This window comes from Actinomycetota bacterium (assembly GCA_040754375.1).
Taxonomy (GTDB): Bacteria; Actinomycetota; Acidimicrobiia; order Acidimicrobiales; family AC-14; genus JBFMCT01.
Window position 1 is genome coordinate 17011 of record JBFMCT010000034.1, and the last position, 18897, is coordinate 35907.

At 72.8% G+C, this 18897-nt stretch carries 13 protein-coding genes and 1 pseudogene; 7 read left to right on the forward strand and 7 right to left on the reverse strand.

The features are described from left to right. The 4 genes from AB1673_13355 to AB1673_13370 form a co-directional block, all read right to left on the reverse strand. Positions 1-633, reverse strand: a complete 633-nt coding sequence (locus AB1673_13355; GenBank protein MEW6154954.1) for a cytochrome c oxidase subunit 3 — start codon at positions 631-633, stop codon at positions 1-3. Further along, positions 633-2315 carry a cbb3-type cytochrome c oxidase subunit I gene (locus tag AB1673_13360; GenBank protein ID MEW6154955.1) on the reverse strand — a complete coding sequence of 561 codons (1683 nt, stop codon included), beginning with the start codon at positions 2313-2315 and terminating at the stop codon, positions 633-635. Before AB1673_13360 ends, AB1673_13355 begins: the two co-directional genes overlap by 1 nt. Positions 2316-2387: 72 nt before the next feature. Beyond that, on the reverse strand, positions 2388-3290 hold the full coding sequence (locus AB1673_13365) for a heme o synthase (GenBank protein ID MEW6154956.1): 903 nt from the start codon (positions 3288-3290) through the stop codon (positions 2388-2390). Between the two features lie 79 nt (positions 3291-3369). Then, positions 3370-4494 carry a DPP IV N-terminal domain-containing protein gene (locus AB1673_13370; GenBank protein ID MEW6154957.1) on the reverse strand — a complete coding sequence of 375 codons (1125 nt, stop codon included), beginning with the start codon at positions 4492-4494 and terminating at the stop codon, positions 3370-3372. Positions 4495-4702: 208 nt separating this feature from the next. Here AB1673_13370 and AB1673_13375 point away from each other — a divergent pair, with 208 nt between their 5' ends. From AB1673_13375 to AB1673_13390, 4 genes are all read left to right on the forward strand, one after another. Beyond that, positions 4703-8413: a hypothetical protein gene (locus AB1673_13375; protein ID MEW6154958.1), complete on the forward strand. Its 3711-nt coding sequence runs from the start codon at positions 4703-4705 to the stop codon at positions 8411-8413. A gap of 854 nt (positions 8414-9267) precedes the next feature. After that, complete coding sequence (locus tag AB1673_13380) at positions 9268-9996, forward strand: bacterial transcriptional activator domain-containing protein (GenBank protein MEW6154959.1); 729 nt, start codon at positions 9268-9270, stop codon at positions 9994-9996. A 51-nt stretch (positions 9997-10047) separates the two neighbouring features. After that, the gene (locus AB1673_13385) at positions 10048-11079 is read left to right on the forward strand and encodes a PHP domain-containing protein (protein MEW6154960.1); all 1032 of its coding nucleotides are present in this window, start codon (positions 10048-10050) and stop codon (positions 11077-11079) included. Then, positions 11076-11339, forward strand: coding sequence for a hypothetical protein (locus AB1673_13390; protein ID MEW6154961.1), 264 nt, complete (start codon positions 11076-11078; stop codon positions 11337-11339). The genes AB1673_13385 and AB1673_13390 overlap by 4 nt, the downstream gene beginning before the upstream one ends. Here the strand turns inward: AB1673_13390 and AB1673_13395 are convergent. From AB1673_13395 to treY, 3 genes and pseudogenes are all read right to left on the reverse strand, one after another. Next, positions 11323-11693, reverse strand: a pseudogene (locus tag AB1673_13395) (FKBP-type peptidyl-prolyl cis-trans isomerase). The gene AB1673_13390 and the pseudogene AB1673_13395 sit on opposite strands and share 17 nt — an antisense overlap. A gap of 38 nt (positions 11694-11731) precedes the next feature. Further along, complete coding sequence (gene treZ, locus AB1673_13400; protein MEW6154962.1) at positions 11732-13426, reverse strand: malto-oligosyltrehalose trehalohydrolase; 1695 nt, start codon at positions 13424-13426, stop codon at positions 11732-11734. Continuing rightward, the gene (treY, locus tag AB1673_13405) at positions 13423-16119 is read right to left on the reverse strand and encodes a malto-oligosyltrehalose synthase (protein MEW6154963.1); all 2697 of its coding nucleotides are present in this window, start codon (positions 16117-16119) and stop codon (positions 13423-13425) included. Before treY ends, treZ begins: the two co-directional genes overlap by 4 nt. A gap of 21 nt (positions 16120-16140) precedes the next feature. Between treY and AB1673_13410 the strand changes: the two genes are divergently transcribed. The 3 genes from AB1673_13410 (at position 16141) to AB1673_13420 (ending at position 18672) form a co-directional block, all read left to right on the forward strand. Further along, complete coding sequence (locus tag AB1673_13410) at positions 16141-17220, forward strand: ATP-dependent DNA ligase (GenBank protein MEW6154964.1); 1080 nt, start codon at positions 16141-16143, stop codon at positions 17218-17220. A 37-nt stretch (positions 17221-17257) separates the two neighbouring features. Continuing rightward, on the forward strand, positions 17258-17659 hold the full coding sequence (locus AB1673_13415; GenBank protein MEW6154965.1) for an ATP-binding protein: 402 nt from the start codon (positions 17258-17260) through the stop codon (positions 17657-17659). Between the two features lie 77 nt (positions 17660-17736). Further along, a complete protein-coding gene (locus tag AB1673_13420; protein ID MEW6154966.1) occupies positions 17737-18672 on the forward strand; it encodes a sigma-70 family RNA polymerase sigma factor in 936 nt (311 codons plus the stop codon). The last annotated feature ends 225 nt before the right edge of the window (positions 18673-18897 follow it).

The following is an 18897-nucleotide window of genomic DNA, read 5'->3' on the forward strand; positions in this document are numbered from 1 at the left end:
CTAAGAGAGGGCCGAGAAGAGGAACAGGGCGGACAGGATGGCCAGCCAGGCGACATTGGAGTACTGCCACAGGGCGGACACGGCTTTGAGGGGGTCGTAGCCGAAGCGCCCGAAGTGACCGGCCATGGCCCGGGACCCGACCACCACCAGCGCCCCCACGGCGATGGCCATGTGCAGCAGGTGGTAGCCGATGAGAAGGTGGAACATCGTGCCGTAGGCGTGCTCGGCGGTGCCGAAACCGATCGTGTCGAGGTAGTACCACTGCACGGTGACGATCGAGACGCCGAACACCAGGGTGAGGCCCAAGGCCGCCCCGGCGCTGCGCTGGTCGTTGCGGCGGATGCTCGACACCATCCACTGCATGCTGATGGCGCTCATGGCAGCCGTGATGGCGACGACGGACGGGATGTAGGTGTTGACCCGGACACCGGGGGGCGGCCAAGACGGAGAACCTGCTTTGATGACCCACCAGACGGCCAGCAGGGTGCCGAGCACCATGGCGTCGGCCACCAACACCAGCAGCGTGCCGACCACGTTGGTGTTGGCCGGAACGGCGTCGGGCGGCGGCGGCGGGGCGACGCCCTTGCCCGTTAGGGGGGCGGCCCCATAGGACGAGGTCTGGACGAGCGCCATCAGTTGGCCTCCGGCGGACGCAGGTCGAGCAGGGGGGTGGCCGAGCGCACCTCGGGCAGCTCGTCGAAGTTGTGGCGAGGCGGGGGCGACGTGGTGGCCCACTCGAGGGTGTGCCCGCCCCAGGGGTCGCGGGCCGCCCGCGCCCCCCGGCGCAGGACCACGCTGAAGAGCACGTTGAGCACCACGGCGAAGGCCCCGAGCACGAGCACGACGCTGCCCAGGCTCATGAGCATGTTGGCGATCTGCCAGTCGTCCCCCGAGGAGTAGGTGCTGGTACGCACGGGCATGTCCTGGAGGCCCAGGACCAGGGCGGGCAGGAAGCTGAGGTGGGCCCCGCCCGCCAGGAGAAGGACCTCGAGGCGGCCCAGCCCCCCCGAGAGGTGGCGGCCCCACACCTTGGGCGCCCAGTAGTGGAGGGCGGCGGCGGCCGCCAGGAGGGTGGGGACGAAGTAGAGCATGTGCTGCTGGCCCACCTGCCAGTAGTTGCGGTGGAGGTCGCCGGTGGCGTCGAGGGCCGAGATGGCGCCCGCGCCCAGCCCGACGGCCAGGACCGAGACAAAGCCGAGGACGTGCACCATGGGAGCGGCCAGCAGGCCCTCCCGGGAGGTCCCCGCCTTGGCCCCGGCTCGCAGGGTGAGCAGCCAGTTCACGACCAGGGAGGCCACGGGCAAGAGCACGGCCAAGGCGCCCAGCACGAATATCCAGCGAGCGGCCGGGATGTTGGTCACCTCGCTGCCCCAGCCCACGAAGGACAGGACGCCGACCGCGCCCAGCGCGGCGATGGCCTTCGGGCGGTCGGCAATGGGTCGCCGGGCGAAGACGGGCAGGATCTCGGACACCGCCCCCAGGGCGGGGATCAGCAGGGCCCACAGCAGCGGGTAGGCGCCGAACCAGAACACCCTCGACCACGCCAGGGGGTTACCACCTCGGTTGGACGTGAGCCCCGAGAAGATCTCCGAGCCGTAGTGGTGGTCGACGTAGGCCATGCCCATGGCGGCAATCAGGACCGGCGCCGCCAGCAGCAGGACGATCCCCGACACCAGCACCGACCACGAGTAGAGCGGGAGCCGGCGCAGTGTCAGGCCCGGGGCACGGAACTTGACGATCGTGGTGATCAGGTTGGCGGCCGCCAGCACGGCCGCGGCCAAGGCCAGGGCCACCCCCAGCACCAGGAACTCGACCGCCTCCCCGCGGAAGTCGTTGCCCGCGGGATAGGGGTCGGCCAGCGACCATCCGCTGGTGAGGCGGTTGGCCCCCTGAACGAAGGCGGCGGCGATCACCAGTGCCCCGGCCGAGAAGGTCATCCACAACGCCATCGTCTGCAGGCGGGGGAAAGCCAGGCGGGCGGAGCCGATCTGCAGCGGCACGACCAGGGTGGCCAGGCCGACCCACAGCGGTACCAGGAACAGGAATACCGAGAAGGTGCCGTGGAACGTGAAGAGGGTGCGGTACTGGCGGTCGGTGAACAGGTCCCCGTCAGGGGACACGAGCTGGGCCCTCATGAGTAGAGCCAGCACGCCCCCGGCCACCAGGAAGAGGACGGCCATCACCAGGTACTCGGTGCCGACCACCTTGTGGTCGTTGCCGCCAGCCCCCGGTCCCATCGAGGGTGCGGGCGCGCTGAGCCCCGTCTTGGGCGCCTCGGGGGCTACGTTCTCAGGGCTCGTCTGTGTCAACGCCATCCCGGCCGGACTCTATACAGCCGCCCGCCGCGGCCAACAATCCTGGGGCCTCCCGGCGCACGTCACGGCCATCTACGTCGGGATGAGCTGGTCGAGGGCCATCGCCCCGAACAGCAAGCTGACGTAGGTGATCGAGTAACCGAAGAGGCGCATGGCTCGCTCCGGGCTGGCGTCGCGGGACAGCCGGTAGGCGTGCAGGGTGAACAATGCTCCCAGGGCCACGGCCGCCCCCAGGTAGAGCAGCCCCATGGCCCCCACCCAGTAGAACAGGAGGGTCGTGGCCCACAGGGCCAGGGTGTAAGCCAGGATGCGCTTGGCCGTGGCCGCCAAGCTCACCACCGCCGGCAACATGGGCACGTCGGCCGCCGCGTAGTCCTCGCGGTAGCGGATGGCGAGGGCCCAGAAATGGGGCGGCGTCCACACGAAGATCACGGCGAAGAGCACCACCGGGGCCCAGTCCAACGAACCAGTGACCGCGGCCCAGCCCACCAGGACGGGAACGGCGCCGGCCGCCCCGCCGATGACGATGTTGCGGGTGGAGGTGCGCTTGAGCCAAATGGTGTAGACGAACACGTAAAAGAGGGTGGCGCTCACCGCCAGCACGGCGCTGAGAGGGTTCACCAGCACCCACAGCTCGACGGCGGCCACCGTCTCGAGGGCCAAGGCGAAGATCAGGGCGTTGCGGGGCGTGATCTCTCCGGTGACCAGCGGCCGGCTCTTCGTCCTGGCCATCAGACGGTCGATGTCGCGGTCGATGTACATGTTGAGGGCGTTGGCCCCGCCCGCGGCCAGGGCCCCGCCGACGAGCGTCGCCGCGATGAGCCACAACGGGGGCATGCCGCGCTGGGCCACGACCATGGTCGGGACCGTCGTGACCAGCAGCAGCTCGATGATCCGCGGCTTGGTCAGAGCGACGTAGGCGGCGAAACGGCTACGGCGGCCAGCATTTTCGGAACTACGGAGAGCCGGCTGCATCTGGGCCTTGAGACTAGGCGGTTGCGTCAGCCGGTCCACAATCCGGAGCGCGACGGGCAACTTGAAGCGAGCCCCTCGTTCAGGGTCGGGTGGTCGTGGTGGTGGCCGCGCCTAGGCGAGTAGTGGTCGTGACGGCCCCAGTAGTCGTGGTCGCCCCTCGTACGGTTGTCGTGGTGGCGCCCCGGACGGTGGTGGGGACGGGGGCCGTGGTTAGAGGCGCGAGGTTGGGGGGTGCGGGCTCTGGGCGCCAGTGGGGCACGAAGTCGCCCGACCGGTTGTTCGTCAGGGTGGCGCTGCCCCGGCCGTCGAGGCCGACCACGAACAGGTCCGAAGTGGTCTGCCGGTTGCTCTGGAAGGCGACGAATGTGCCGTCTGGAGAGAACGTCGGCGCGAACTCCGCAGTCCGCCCGCTGGTGAGCTTGCGCTGGTTGGAGCCGTCGGCGTTCATCACGTAGACCTTGGTCGCCTCGTCCCGGGCGCTTTGGAAGGCGATCATCCGGCCGTCGGGGGACCACGAGGGAAGCTCGTCGGTGGCCTCGTTGTTGGTCAGTCGCACGATGCCCGAGCCGTCGGGGTTCATCGTGTAGATCTCCGACGCGCCGTCGCGGCTGCTCTGGAAGACGATCCGAGAGCCGTCGGGTGACCAGCGGGGCGAGAAGTCGGCGTCGGGATGGTTGGTAATCCTGGTCTGGCCCGTCCCGTCGGCGTTCATCACGTAGATCTCGAAGTTCCCGTCGCGATCGCTGACGAAGACGATGCGGGTGCCGTCCGGCGACCAGTCGGGGATGAGGTCCTCGGACTGGTTGTTGGTCAGGCGCCGCTCGTCGGAGCCGTCGGCGTTCATCACGTAGATCTCGCTGTTGCCGTCCCGGTTGCTCTCGTAGACGATCTTGGTGCCATCGCGGGACCACCGGGGGTAGGAGTCAGCGCTCTGGTTGCGGGTTAGCCGCACCTGGTCGGACCCGTCGCCGTTCATGGCATAGATCTCGTAGTTGCCGTCCCGGTCGCTGACGAAGACGATCCGGCCACCTCCACCGGTGCCCGGCGGCGGGCCGTCGCTCGAGCCCCCGCCGCCCTGCGAGGGCCACAGCAGGAAAACGGCCAGGCCGACCACCACCAGCACTCCGACGGCCACCGCCCCGATCAGCGGCAGGCGCTCCTTCCAGGCCGGCCCATCGTCGCCGGCTCCTCCCCACAAGGTCATGGCCACACAGTCAAGCAGGCCACCACCCCACGTGGCATAGCCGACGCGCTCAGACCTGTCTGGACCGGCCCAGGCCGGGCCCGTGGGCCCGGGCGGTCGGGAGCGAACTACCTGTCGGTAACATGTCCCGGTGCCTGGTCCGTCACTGCTCGCTCCCCCCGGCGCAGGCCGGGGGCTGAGCGTGAGCCCCCAGGGGAGGCGTTGACCGGTGGGCTGGTGCCACGAGTTCGGCTGCCAGATCGCCGAAGGCTGCAACCACCCCATGCAGGCCGGGGCTACGGCCTGCGAGTGCACCGAGTGCAAGGTGGTGTGCGAGGGTCGCTTCGGTAGCTGCCCCGAGGTCTGGGCCCGCGGGCCCCGGCCGGTCCACCTCGTAGCCCGGGACTCGCCCCCGGCCGCGACCGCAGCCACTGGCACCCGGGAGGCGGGGCGGGGCGGCCGGTCCCGGCCCACCGCCACACCCGCGTCAGGGGAAGCCCCCAACGGGCGTGCCGCCGGTGACATCGAGTTCGCCCCGCCTCCTCCGCCCCCCCCGCCTCCGGCCCCGGCCGCCCCGCCGCCCGTGCCCGTCCCGCGGCCACCGGGCCGCGTAGATGACGACGCCGACTGGTTGCGCAGCGAGCTGGGTCACCTTCACGACCAGGTGGAGTCGCTGGCCGCCACCGTGGCCCGCCAGCAGTCAGTGTTCGTCGACATCGCCGGTGCCCGGACGGCCGAGCTCCAGACGGCCCTCACCCAGATGTCGAGCCTGGCCGCCGACCTCGTGGCCGAGACGGCCCGCCTGCGCGAGCTCCAGGACGCCATCTCGCACCACCTCCATGACCTCGTCCTCGACGTCGTGCAGCCCGAGCTCAAGGCCCAGCTCGGCAAGGGCCTCCAGCCCCTGATCGCCGAGGCCATGGCCCCCGAGCTGAGGCGGGCGCTGGCCGACCAGCTCCCCGCAGTCGTCGCCACCCACGTCAGCCCCGACGTACGCCAGCTCGTCTCGGACTGGCTGCCCGTGATGGTGGCCGACACCGTCCAGCCCGAGGTCCGCCAGCTCCTGGCCGAGAGGCTGCCCGACATCACGGCCGCCGCCGTGCAGCCCGAGCTGCGCCGGGTGCTGGCCGAGCGGCTGCCCCACCTGGTAGCCGACACCGTCCGGCCTGAGCTGACCCGCGTGCTGGCCGAGAGGCTCCCACTGACCGTGCAGGAGGCGGTGACGCCCGAACTACGGGACATGATCTCCGCCGAGCTGCCCAGACTGGTGTCCGACACGGTCCGGCCCGAGGTCAGGGCCGGGCTCGACGAGCGCCTGCCCGGAGTGGTCAGCCAGATCGTCGGGCCCGAGGTCAGGCGCCTGCTGGCCGAACGGTTGCCCCACCTGGTGGCCGAGACGGTCCAGCCCGAGCTGCGCCAGGCATTGTCCGACCGGCTCCCGCACCTGGTGAGCGAGACCGTCCGGCCCGAGGTCAGGGAGGCTCTCGACGACCGTCTGCCCGGGCTGGTGGCCCAGATCGTGAGCCCCGAGGTACGCCGGGCCCTGGCCGAGCGTCTCCCCCTCCTGGTGGCCGAGACCGTGCAGCCCGAGCTGCGCCAGGTCCTGGGCAGCCGGCTGCCGGCCATCGTGGCCGAAGTCGTCGGCCCGGCCGTCGGTTCCCTGCTGGTCGAGCGCCTCCCCGCCATGCTGGCCGAGGCCGTCACCCCCGAGCTGAGCGTGACCCTGGCCGAGACCGAGAGCGCGGCGTCCGAGCTGCGCCACGAGGCCGCCAAGCTGAGAGGTCTGCGCGAGGTGGTGGCCGAGCGCCTGCCCGAGAGCGTCATGAGCGCCATCCAGCCCCAGATCCAGGAGGCCCTGGCCGTCCGCTTCCCCCGCCTGGTGGGCGAGCTGGTCGAGCCCATCGTCAGGGTCGTGATGACCGACCAGCTACCGGCATTGGTGGCGGCCGCCGCCCAGCCGGGTGTCCTCGATGCCCTCAACAGCCGGGTCCCCGAACTGGTGGCCGAGGCGGTGAAGCCCGAGATGCGGTCGCTGGTGGCCGAGGCCCTGGGGAAGCAGTTGCCCGCGGCCGTCGCCGAAGCGGTGCAGCCGGAGCTGCGCCGGCGCCTCGGTGAGAACCTCCCCTCGGTCGTGGCCCAGGTCGTCACCCCCGAGGTGGTTGCCCTGGTGGCAGCCCGCCTCCCCGCCCTGCTGGGTGAGCTCGTCCGGCCGGAGCTGACCGTCTCGCTGGCCGACATCGAGTCCACGGCGGCCGACATGCGAGCGGAGACGGCCCGGATCCGCGCCCTGCGTGAGGTCGTGGCCGAACGTCTTCCCGAGGCCGTGATGGCAGCCGTCACGACGGTGCTCGACGAGTCGCTCGTCCCCAAGCTGCCCGAGCTCCTGCCCGAGCTGTTCAGCAAGATCGTCCCGTCGGCGCTCACCGAAGCGGTGGCCAAGCCCCTGCCCGGTGCCCTCGACCGGATGCTGGAGCCGGCCCTGCGCCGGGCGCTCGCCCAGGAGCTGCCCGACCTGGTCCAGAACGCCATCGCCCGGGAGGTCCAGCTGGGGCTGGGGGAATCCCTCCCCGCCCTGGTGGCCGAGGTCACCACGCCGACGTTGCGGGCGGCCACCGACCGCCTCTCCGAGTCGATAAGCGGTCTGGGCGACCTGCGCGACCGCCTGCTGGGGAGCGTCGCCCAGCTGACCCAGGAGGCGGCCGCCGCCCCCTACGCCCAACTCGAGCAGTCGTCGCGCCAGCTCACCGCCGAAGCCGAGCGGGTGGCGGAGGTGCGGGCCGAGCTCCTGCGCTCGGTGCCCGCCATGGTCGAGGCCGTGACCGCCGGGCCCCTGGCCGATTTCGAGGCCTCCGCCGCCCAGCTCCGGGCTGAGGCGGCCCGGATGGCCGCCCTGCGGACCGAGATCACCGCCCAACTACCCTCCCTGGTGGAGGGCATGGCCTCCGCCCTTGGGGCCGGGGGCGCAGGGGCGGGTGAGCAGCTCGTGCAGGCAACGGTGGAGCAGGCCGTCGCCCGGTCCATGGTCGACCTGGAGGCGGCCGCCAGCCGGCTGCGGTCAGAGGCCGACCGGTTGCGGGACACAGGCGACGAGATCAGCGGGAACCTGCCGGCGTTGGTGGCCGCGGCCGTGTCCGCCACCGGCCAGCAGGGGGAGGGGGCCGACGGCCCGACGGGCGAGGGCGCCCACCTGTCGGGCCTTGTGTCCGAAGCCGTCAGGCAGCCCCTGGCCGCCATGGAGGCCATGACCGGCCAGCTGCGCCAGGAGGCGTCCCGACTGGGTGGTCTCCACGACGACGTGGTCAACCGTGTACCGGCCCTGGTGGCCGAGGCCGTCACTTATGCCCTGGCCACCTGGTCGGCCGCCAGCCCGGCACCGGCCGGCACCCGACCAAGCGCGGTCGACAGCCCGGTCCCCGGGCCCGAGCCCGGCTCGGCCCCCGACGGCCCAGCCGCCGGCCCCCCTCCGGTGGCCGCCGGGGGCACCGGTCCACCGCCGGCCACTGCCGATCGGGAGCCCAAGGGGCCCGAGACCGCCGGCCCTGGCGAAGGGCGCGGGCCGGCGGGCGCGCCCCGCGACATGGCCGGGGACGGCCCGGGAGACGGTGGCTCTTCGGCCGAGAGCGGCATCCCGCCGGCCGAAGACCACAGGGAAGCCCCCAGCGCCGAAGGCCCCGTGGCCGGCGGAGGCCCCGTGGGCCACGGCTCGGACGGGCCCAGCCCCCCGGCGGTGAGGGCCGGCGGCGCCCGGAGCGCCACCCCGGACGACCCGCCCCGGCCGGGGTGGAAGTCAAGCCCGAGGCCCGGCCCGAGGCCCGGCCCCAGGCCCGCGACGAGGGCGGCCCCGAGGACGGCCCCGAGGACGACGCCACGACGCTCGCTCTCGTCCTCGACGGTCTGGTCGTCGGCCCCACCCTGGCCCGGGGGGTGGCCGAGGCCGTGACGCGCGCCCGGGCCCGCTACCGCCGGCGCCGCCAGGTTGGACCACCGGCCCCCGGGCTGCGCCATGAGGAGCCGTTCGCGGGGCCCGTCGTCCGGAGGCTCGACCTGTTCTCGGGCGCCCGACCGGCGGGCCCGGGCCGCAAGGGATCACGCACCCCGGCCCCCCGGGCCGACGCCGTCGCCGTGGGCGAGCGCGACGGCAACGAGGTAGTGCTGAGGCTCAGCGAGTCCGGCCACCTCAACCTCGAGGGCCCGGCGGCCCGGTCCGCCCTGCGCTCGCTGGTCATCTCCCTCCTGATGGCCAACCCGCCGACGGCCGCCGGGGCGATCGTCATCGGAGAGCTGTTTGCCGACACGCCGGCGTTCCCCGGGCTGGGCCGCAGTCGCGACACGGCTGCGGTCCTGAAGGGCGTGCAGGCGGAGGCGGCCCGGCGCTCCAAGGCCATCGCCGAGGCCGGGGTGCCGGACTTCTGGGCCTTCCGGGCCGGCCGACCGGACGAGCTGATGCCCTTCCTCGTCCTCACGTCGGCCACGCTCGACGCCACGGAAGCCTCCCGGCTGGCCGAGACCATCGAGGACGGCGCCCGGGTGGGCATGGTCGCGGTCGTAGCCGGCCCGCCGGTGGAGGGCTTCACCCAGGTGCGGCTGCGGGGTGGCCGGGTCGAGAGCGTGGCCCCGAACACGAACACGACCGACCTGGTCGGCACCCGGCTGTTCACCTTCGAGCGCGACCCCGCCTCGCCCCTCCTCGAGCTGCTGGCCGCGGCCCGCAGCGATCCGGCCCAGGAACCGCCGATCGCCCCTGTCAGCCGGTTCACTGCGATCGCGGCCGACACCGCCCTGGTCCGGGTCAACATGCTCGGGGCCTACCGGATCGAGGCTCGGGGCAAGGAGGTGAGGGCCGGGCTGCGGGGCAAGGCCAAGGAGCTCCTGGCCTTCTACCTCCTCCACCCCGAGGGCACCACGCTGGAGCAGGCCACCGAGACCCTGTGGCCCGAGGTCGACGGCCGGCGAGGCTCGGAGTGGTTCTGGACGGCTCTCGGCAACCTCCGCAGCCGGTTGCGAACGGTTACCGGCGACCCCGACCTGAAAGTCATCGAACGCGAGGGCGACCAGTACAAGGTCGAGCCCGTGTTCGAGGTCGACCTGTGGGAGTTCGAGGGCGCGCTGGCGCGAGCCGAGGCTGCGGCCAGCAGCGAGAACCACGACTGGCCCGACCAGCTCCAGGACACGGCCGACCTCTACACCGGGGACCTCCTGGCCACCGCCGGCTGGCCGTGGGTGCGAGCCTGCCGGGAGGACCTACGAGGCCGGGCGGTGGACGTCCTGGTCTCGCTGGCCGGCGCCCGGGGTCGGGCCGGTGAAGTCAAAGCCGCCTTGGCCGCTCTCGAGCGGGCCATCGAGGTCGACCCCTTGGCCGAGCAGCTCTACCGGCGGGTCATGCGCCTGCACGCCAAGCTCTCCCAGCCCGACCAGGCCGACGCCGCCTTCAAGTCCCTGGTGGGCCGCCTCGGCGAGTTCGACCTGAGGCCCAGCCCCGAGAGCGAGAAGCTGCACACCGAGCTGTGCGCCGCCCCGAGCTGACCGCCCCACCCAGGCCCGGCTCCCGCGGGCCGGCGGTACGCTCCCGCTGAGGTGGACACTCTCGACCCCCTCGCCGCCCTCGAACGCATCGCCTACCTGCTCGAACGCACGGGGGCGCCGACCTACCGGGTCAGGGCGTTCCGGGGGGCGGCCGCCACCTTGCGCGACCTCGGGGCCGAGGAGGTGGCCCGGCGCAGTGCCGCTGGGCGACTGCGGGACCTGCCGGGCATTGGCCAGGTGACCGAGACGGTGGTGGCCGAGGCACTGGCCGGTGGCGTGCCCGCCTACCTGGCCAAGCTTGAGGAGGAGATCGGCGAGAGCGTGGCCGCCGACGACGAAGCCGCGGGCGCCTACCGGGCCGCCCTGAAGGGCGACTGCCACACCCACTCGGACTGGTCCGACGGCGGCAGCCCCATCTTGGAGATGGCCCTGGCGGCGCGTGCCCTGGGCCACGAGTACGTCGTGCTCACCGACCACTCGCCCCGGCTGACCGTTGCCCGCGGCCTGTCGGCCGACCGGCTGCGCCAGCAGCTCGACGTGGTGGCCGAGACCAACGAGGTGCTCGCCCCGTTCCGGGTCCTCACCGGGATCGAGGTCGACATCCTCGACGACGGCTCGCTCGACCAGGAGGACGAACTGCTCGACCGGCTCGACGTGGTAGTGGCCAGCGTCCACTCCAAGCTGCGCATGGACGCTCCCGAGATGACCAGGCGAATGGTGGCGGCCGTGACCAACCCCCGCACCGACATCCTCGGCCACTGCACGGGGCGCCTGCTCACGGCCCGGGCCCGGCCGGAGTCGACCTTTGACGCCGCCGCGGTCTTCGCGGCGTGCGCCGAGAGCGGCACGGCGGTGGAGATCAACTGCCGGCCCGAGCGCCTCGACCCGCCCCTGCGCCTGCTCGCCCAAGCGGTCGAGGCCGGGTGCTGGTTCTCGATCGACACCGACGCCCACGCCCCCGGCCAGCTCGAGTGGCTCCCCAACGGCTGCTCGCGAGCAGCCCGCTGCCAGGTGCCGGTCGAGCGGGTGGTCAACACCCGGGGGGCCTCCGACCTGGTGGACTGGGCACGCGAGCGGAGGTGACCACCGGCGAGGACACCGGCGGGGACACCGGCGAGGACACCGGCGGGGACACCGGTGGGGAGGTCGAGGTCAGGCGGGCCCAGCCCTACGAAGCCCGCAAGGTCTACCTGTGCCCCGGCTGCAACCAGGACATCGCGGTCGGGCTCGGCCACCTGGTGGTGGTACCCACGAGAACGCCCGAGCTGCGCCGGCACTGGCACCACGCCTGCTGGCAGCACCGGGCCAACCGCCGCCCGGGACGCCCTAACCCACGCCGATGAGGTCGACGACGAAGACCAAGGTCTCGTCGCCCCGGATGGCGGCGCCCGCCCCCCGTTTGCCGTAGCCCAGGCTGGGCGGGATGGTCAGCTTACGGCGGCCCCCGACCTTCATACCGGCCACCCCCTGGTCCCACCCGGCGATCACCTGGCCGCCGCCCAGACCGAAGCGGAACGTGTCGCCCCGGTCCCACGAGGCGTCGAACTGCCGGCCCGTGCTCCAGGCCACGCCCACGTAGTGGACCTCGACCCGGGTGCCGGCCGGGCCTCGGGCCCTTCGCCCTCGACCAGGTCCTCGATGACCAGGCGAGCCGGGGGTGAGGTGTCGGCCGGGATCTCGACCGCGGGTTTCGTCATGTCGGACATCGACTGACCCTACCCGGGCAGCTTCCGTCTCACCCCGTGACGGCGACCGCACCGGGGCCCAGGCGGAGTGCGCCTGTGGCCTGCCCGGCGTCGCCCCAGGCCATCAGCACCTCCCCGGCACGCACCGGCACGCTCACCTCGGCCGTGCCGAAGTTGACAGCCACGGCCACCGCCTGGCGGTCGAGGACCAGCCACCGGGCCTGCTCGTCATAGGTCACTTCCGCCGGCCCCGCCCGCCCCGAGGCGTGCAGGCCCCGGTCCCGGCGCAGGGCCACCAGGCGGCGGTGCCAGTCGAGCAGGCCGGCGTGGGGCTCGCCCCCCACCTCGTCCCACCGCAGCCGCGACCGCTCGAACGTGGCCTCGTCCTGGGGGTCAGGCACCTCCTCGGGCGCCCACCCGAAGGCCGCGAACTCCCGCCTGCGGCCTTCGCTCACAGCCCGGCCAAGGTCGGCGTCCTCGTGGTCGGTGAAGTACTGGAAGGGGGTGGACGCCCCCCACTCCTCGCCCTGGAAGAGCATGGGCACGAACGGCGAGCACAGCACGAGGGCGGCCGCCACCCGGGCCCCGCCCTCGCCCGCCAGGTGCACCAGCCGCTCGCCCTGGGCGCGGTTGCCCACCTGGTCGTGGGTCTGGGCATAACCCAGGAAGCGGGAAGGGGGCACCCCGAGCGGTGGGCGGCCGTGGCGGCGGCGGCGCGACCGCGAGTAGCGGCCGTCGTAGACGAAAGCCTGGCGTAGGGCCTTGGCCAGGTCGGCGAGCGAACCGAAGTCGGCGTAGTAGCCAGTCCGCTCCCCCGTCAGCAGGGCGTGCAGCGAGTGGTGCAGGTCGTCGCTCCACTGGGCGTCGAGGCCGTAGCCGCCCGCCTCGACGGGGCGGACGAGGCGGGGGTCGTTGAGGTCGCTTTCGGCGATCAGCACCCGGTGCGGGGGGACCGACCCGGCCAGCTCCTCCAGCAGGTGGACGGCTGACGTGTCCAAGATGGCGTGCACGGCGTCGAGGCGCAGGCCGTCGAAGTGGTAGTCGTCCAGCCACATGCGGGCGTTGTCGACGAAGAAGGCCCGCACCTGGTCGCTGTCGGGGCCGTCGAGGTTCACGGCCTGGCCCCAGGGCGTGCCGTAGCGGTCGGTGAAGTAGGGACCGAAGGTCCCGAGGTAGTTGCCCGAGGGCCCGAGGTGGTTGTAGACGACGTCGGCCAGCACAGCCAGGCCCCGGGCGTGGCAGCCGTCGACCAGCGCTTTGAGCTCGCCGGGGGTGCCGTAGCCGCCGTGGGGGGCGAACAGGTCGACACCGTCGTAGCCCCAGCCCCACCGGCCCGGGAACTGGGCCACGGGCATCAGCTCGACGTGGGTGACGCCTAGCTCGCACAGGTGCTCGAGGTGGTCGAGCACCCCGGTAAAGGTGCCCGGCCCCGAGAACGTCCCCACGTGCAGCTCGTAGATGACGGCCTCGGCCAGCGGCGGGGCCGTCCAGCGGGCGTCGGTCCAGGCAAAGGCCGAGTGGTCGACGGGGGCCGAGGGCCCGTGGACGCCCTCGGGCTGGAGAGGGGACCGGGGGTCGGGGCGTACCGGGCCACCGTCCACCGAGAACCCGTAGGTGCGGCCCGCCAGTTCGAAGCCGGCGGGGGCGGCCCACCAGCCCCGCTCGTCGGGACCGCCGAGGTGGGCCCGTTCACCCCCGCAGACGAGCTCGACCGATTGGGCGTAGGGCGCCCAGACCCCGTTCACGCCCGTCCCAGCAGGGCCACCGGGAACCGCCCGAGCAGGTCGCCCACCGCCACTGTCCCCTGGAACACGGTCCCCTCGGGCCCCGTGCCCTCGATGCCTGGGCCCTCGAGCCCCGAGCTGGAGAGCTCGTCGCGCCAACGGCCGGGGGGCAGGGCCAGCGCCGTGGCCCCCCAGTCCCACCCGGCGGCCGCCAGGCCGACCACGAGCCGGGGCACGACCACGACCACACCGTCGCCGGTGCCGTCGCCGGTGCCGTCGCCGGTGCCGTCGCCCCGGAGGTAGGCCACGGCCCGCTCGGCCCTCTCACCCTGGGCGTACAGAGGCCGGTAGGAGGAGCCCGGTGCGAACGACGAGGCCCGGCGCCGGCGGGCAGCCAGCGCCCGGTGGACGAGCCACAGCTTCGGGGCGCCCTCGTCGGCCATGGCCAGCACCTCCTCGGGCCGGGCGTCGCGCACCTTGGCCAGCAGGGCGCGGCGGGCCTCGAAGTCGACGGGCCGGCGGTTGTCGGGGTCGACCAGGCTGAGGTCCCACAGCTCGGTCCCCTGGTAGATGTCGGGAACCCCTGGTGACGTGAGCTTGAGCAGCACCTGGGCCAGCGAGGTGACCCGCCCGGCCTCGACCAGCGGCCGGACGGAGGCCGCGAGGTCGTCGCCCAGCTCCTCGTCGGACAACACGGCGTCCACGAAGCGGGCCACCGACGCCTCGTACTGCTCGTCGGGGACGAGCCACGACGTGTGCACCTTGGCCTCCTTGACGGCCTTGGCCATGTAGGCCACCGCCCGCTCGGCGTCGATGGGCCACGCCCCCACCAGCGTCTGGAAGAGCAGGTAGACCGTGTTGGGGTCGGGCGGGCCGTGGCGCTCGCACAGGGCCGACCAGCGCCGGACGGCCAGCGCCCACTGCTCGGGCACCTCCGAGATGGCGGCCAGCCGCGCCCTTACGTCCTCGGACCGCTTGGTGTCGTGGGTCGAGGTCGTGAGCATGGTGGCCGGCCAGCGCTCGGCCGCCTCCTGGTTGCGGGCATGGAACTCCTCGACACCGGTGCCGAACCTTCCCGGGGACCCCCCCACCTCGTTCAGAGCCACGAAGCGGGCGTGGCGGTAGAAGGCGGTGTCCTCCTCCCCCTTGGCGGCCACCGGGGAGGTGAACTGCTGGAAGCGCACGGCCAGTTCGGCCTCCGCCTCCCCGGGGACCTTGGCCAGCAGGACGTCGTGCAGGAAGGAAAGCAGGTCGGGGTCGAGGTCGGGCCGGCGGGCGGCGGCCGCGGCCACCGCCCGGGAGACCACGGCCTCGTCCTCGGGGGCGGGCCGCTCGCCGGGGACCACATAGGTCCGGTAGACGCCGAAGCAGGCCGCCACCTCGCGCAGTGCGTCCCGGACCTCCCGCCGCGTGTAGTCCACGTAGAGGCGGTGGCGCTCGCACACCCGCAGAGCGAGCACGGTGAGGCGCTCCAGGTCGGCACCGAGCACGTCGCGCATCACGTCGTGGCGGGCCTGGTGGGCCACCACCTCAAAGTCGGGTTCCTCTCCGGTGTAACGGGCGTACTGCTCGGTGAGCGGCCCCTCGCCGTCGGGGTCGACGAACAGGCCAGTGAGCTGGTTGAGGAACTCGTAGCCGGTCGTGCCCGCCACCGGCCACGAACCGGCCAGCGCCTCGCCGGGGCCGAGGATCTTCTCGACGACCACGTAGGTCGAGGGGAGGCGCCGCAGGTAACCGAGCGGGTCGCTGAGCCCGTCGGGATGGTCGACCCGCAGCCCGTCGACCTTGCCCTCGGCCACGAGGCCCAAGACGAGGCCGTGGGACTCCTCGAAAACGGCCTGGTCCTCGACCCGCAGGGCCACCAGCTCCTGCACGTCGAAGAAGCGGCGGTAGTCGAGCTCCTGGCCCCCCGTGCGCCAGAAGGCGAGCCGGTAGTTCTGGCGCTGCAGGAGGGCGTCGAGGTGGTCGGGGTCGGCGTTCACGGCCGCCAGGGCCGAGCCGACGGCTGCGGCCACGGCCGGTTGGCCGGCGAGTAGTCGGGCCAGGGAGGCCCGCAGGACCTCCTTGTCCCGGTGGCGCTCCTCGACGCTGTCGCGGTCGACGGCGGTGGCCAGGGGGAGGCGGCCGAGGGCGACGGCAATGCTGGCCAGTTCGTCCGAACCGGCCTCTTGGGCGGCGCCCGCCAGGAGCTCGCCGAGGGACCGGGGCGACACGGGGGCCTCGTGGTCGAAGTAGGCGACGACGAACGAGCCGCCTCGCCGCACCACGGCGATCTCACCGGCCTCCAGCACCCGGCCGTAGTGGTCCCCGAGGACGGGCAGCAGCACGCGGTCGCCGGCCGCCCAGTCGACGTCGAAGTACGACGCCCACCGGCTGGACTGGCCGTTCTCCAGCACGTCCCACCACCAGGCGTTGGCCCGGGCGGGCACGACGGCCATGTGGTTGGGCACGATGTCGGCGATGTGGCTCAGGCCGTGGTCGGCCAGGGCCGCGACCATGGCCTCGAAGCCCTGCTCGCCTCCCAGCTCCTCGTTGAGCCGGCTGTGGTCGACCACGTTGTAGCCATGGGTGCTGCCGGGCACGGCCTGGAGGTATGGCGAGCAGTACACGTGGCTGACCCCCAGGTCGGCCAGGTAGGGCGCCAGGGCGGCGACGTCGTAGAACCCGAAGCCGGGGTGCAGCTGGGTCCGGTAGGTGGCGAGGGGCGCGGGCATCAGGCACGCGATCATTGCCCAATGCGCCTGCCGGTCATGCCGCCCGTCCGTCCCATGCTGGCCAAGCTGTCTCGCGAGATGCCCGCGGGCGGCCCCTACGTCTACGAGCCCAAGTGGGACGGCTTTCGAGCCATCGTGTTCCGCGACGGGGACGAGGTTGAGATCGGCAGCCGCAACGAGAAGCCCCTGACCCGCTACTTCCCCGAACTGCTGGGCCCGGTCAAGGAGAGCTTCCCGGACCGGGCCGTGGTCGACGGCGAGATCGTCATCGCCACCTCCGGCGGTCTCGACTTCGACGCCCTGCTTCAGCGGGTCCACCCCGCCGAGTCTCGGGTGCGCATGCTGGCCGAGCAGACGCCCGCCTCGTTCGTCGCCTTCGACCTGCTGTCGGTAGGCGACGACGACCTGCGGGCGCAGCCCTTCGCGGCCCGGCGGGCGGCCCTCGAACGGGCCTTCTCGGGCGCCCACCCGCCCGTGCACCTCACCCCGGCCACGCGCGACCGGGCCGTGGCCGAGGACTGGTTCGACCGCTTCGAGGGGGCTGGCCTCGACGGGGTGGTGGCCAAGCGCGACGACCTGCCCTACCGGGAGAACGACCGGGTCATGCTCAAGGTCAAGCACGCCCGGACCGCCGACTGCGTGGTCGCCGGCTTCCGGTGGCACAAAGGGGGTGGAGGGGTGGGCTCCCTGCTGCTCGGGCTCTACGACGACGAGGGGACCTTGCACCACGTGGGCGTGGCGTCGGGCTTCAGCCGGGCGCGCCAATCCGAGCTGGAAGCCGACCTCACGCCGCTGCGGGCCGGCGCCCTCGAGGGCCACCCGTGGGCCGGCTGGGCGCAGGCCGCGGCCGATGCCACAGGGGGCGGGCGGCTGCCGGGCGGGACCAGCCGGTGGAACGCGGGCAAGGACGTGTCCTGGGAGCCGGTCCGGCCCGAGCGGGTGGTCGAGGTCGCCTACGACCACCTTCAGGGTGACCGGTTCCGCCATGCCACGTCGTTCGTGCGATGGAGGCCCGACCGCGACCCCCAGTCGTGCACTTACTCCCAGCTTGAGTCGGCCGTCCCCGAAGAACTGGCCGCCGTCTTCTCGCTGTCGAAATGAGGTTTCCTGAGCGCCTAGGTTGGGAACCGTTCACGTCGTGATCCAGGCGCGCGCTCTGAAGGAGGCACCCGTAGCGCACCCAAGGTCGCTGTCCCGCCGCCCGGCGCGCGCCCGCCAGGAGCTGCGTTCCCTACTGGTCGCCACGGGATGGCCGGGCGAGATCGACGACGTCCTGCTCGCCGTTCACGAGGCCATCATGAACGCCCTCCAGCACGCCGGGGGGTGCACGGGCGCCACCGCCTTCGTCGACGGCCGGTCCGTCCACGTCGAGGTGCGCGACCGCGGGCCGGGTTTCGCCTTCGAGCCGTACACCACCCGGGCGCCCGACCCCCTCTCGGAGCGGGGCCGGGGGCTGTGGCTCATCTCCCGGATCGCCACCGAGACCGACATCTCCCGCCGCAACGGCGAGACCTGCCTGCACCTGGTGTTCGTGCCCTGACCCGCCCCTCGGGCGCCGCCCTGTGCATTGGCTGGGGGCTCTGGTAGCGTCAGCACCAAGGGGAGGCTGTAGTCGATTTGGGCAAGCAGCGTGGGTGGAGCGGCGAGGAGGATGACCTCCTTCAGCTCTACCTGAACGACATCGGGAAATACCCGCTGCTAACCCGGGCCGAGGAAGTACACCTCGGCGAGCTGGTCTTGGCCGGCCGCAGGGCCGAAGCGGAGCTGGCCAAGATGGGCGACCGGGTCGACGCGGCGCGGCTGGCCGATCTCCGTGACCGGGTCCGGGTGGCCGACGACGCCGCCCGCCGCTTCGTGAGGGCCAACCTCCGCTTGGTGGTCTCGATCGCCAAGAAGTACCAGGCCTCGGGCCTGCCCCTGCTCGACCTCGTGCAGGAGGGCAACTTCGGCCTCATGCACGCCGTGCAACGCTTCGACCCCCGCCGGGGCTTCAAGTTCTCGACCTACGCCACGTGGTGGATCCGCCAGACGATCTCCCGGGGGATCGCCAATACGGGCCGCACCATCCGCCTGCCGGTGCACGCCGGCGACCAGCTCCTGGCCATCCGCATGGCCAACTCGGCCTTCGAGGTGCGCAACGGGCGGCCCCCGACCCCGGCCGAGCTGGCCGCCGCCGTCTCGGTCCCGGTCAAGAAGATCGACGAGCTCATCCCCTACCTCAGCGAGCCCCTCTCGCTGTCGGACAGGGTGAGCGACGGCGAGATCGAGCTGAGCGACCTGGTGGAGGACACCTCGTCGGTCCCCCCCGACCAGGCCGCCCTCGACGCCATGCTGCCCGCCCAGGTGGCCGAGCTCCTGTCGGTCCTCGAGCCGCGCGAGCGCGAGATCCTGTGCCTGCGCTACGGGCTCGACCGGGGCAAGCCCCGAACCCTCGAAGAGGTGGGCGAGTTCTTCGGCCTGACCCGCGAAGGGGTCCGCCAGGCCGAGCTCAAGGCCATCGCCAAGCTGCGCCGGCGTTCCGCCCGCGGCGGCCGCGACCTGCTGTCCGCATAGCGGCGGGGCCGGCCCGCGGGGCGCCGTCCCCTCACCCGCTCTGTCCCCCTTGCGGGGGACGGCCGTCGTTTCCCTACGATGTCGCCATGAGCCAAACCACCACTGCCGACGTTCACTACCTCCAGGAGCTGGCCCAGCAGCTCAGGGTGGACTCCGTGCGCATGAGCGGGAGGGCCAACTCGGGCCACCCCACGTCGTCGATGTCGGCGGCCGAGCTCATGGCGG

Coding starts and splice junctions, on each gene's coding strand:
- AB1673_13355 (MEW6154954.1), bottom strand. CDS start 633: ATGGCGCTCGTCCAGACCTCGTCCTATGGGGCCGCCCCCCTAACGGGC.
- AB1673_13360 (MEW6154955.1), bottom strand. CDS start 2,315: ATGGCGTTGACACAGACGAGCCCTGAGAACGTAGCCCCCGAGGCGCCC.
- AB1673_13365 (MEW6154956.1), bottom strand. CDS start 3,290: ATGCAGCCGGCTCTCCGTAGTTCCGAAAATGCTGGCCGCCGTAGCCGT.
- AB1673_13370 (MEW6154957.1), bottom strand. CDS start 4,494: ATGACCTTGTGGGGAGGAGCCGGCGACGATGGGCCGGCCTGGAAGGAG.
- AB1673_13380 (MEW6154959.1), top strand. CDS start 9,268: ATGCTCGGGGCCTACCGGATCGAGGCTCGGGGCAAGGAGGTGAGGGCC.
- treY (MEW6154963.1), bottom strand. CDS start 16,119: ATGCCCGCGCCCCTCGCCACCTACCGGACCCAGCTGCACCCCGGCTTC.
- AB1673_13410 (MEW6154964.1), top strand. CDS start 16,141: ATGCGCCTGCCGGTCATGCCGCCCGTCCGTCCCATGCTGGCCAAGCTG.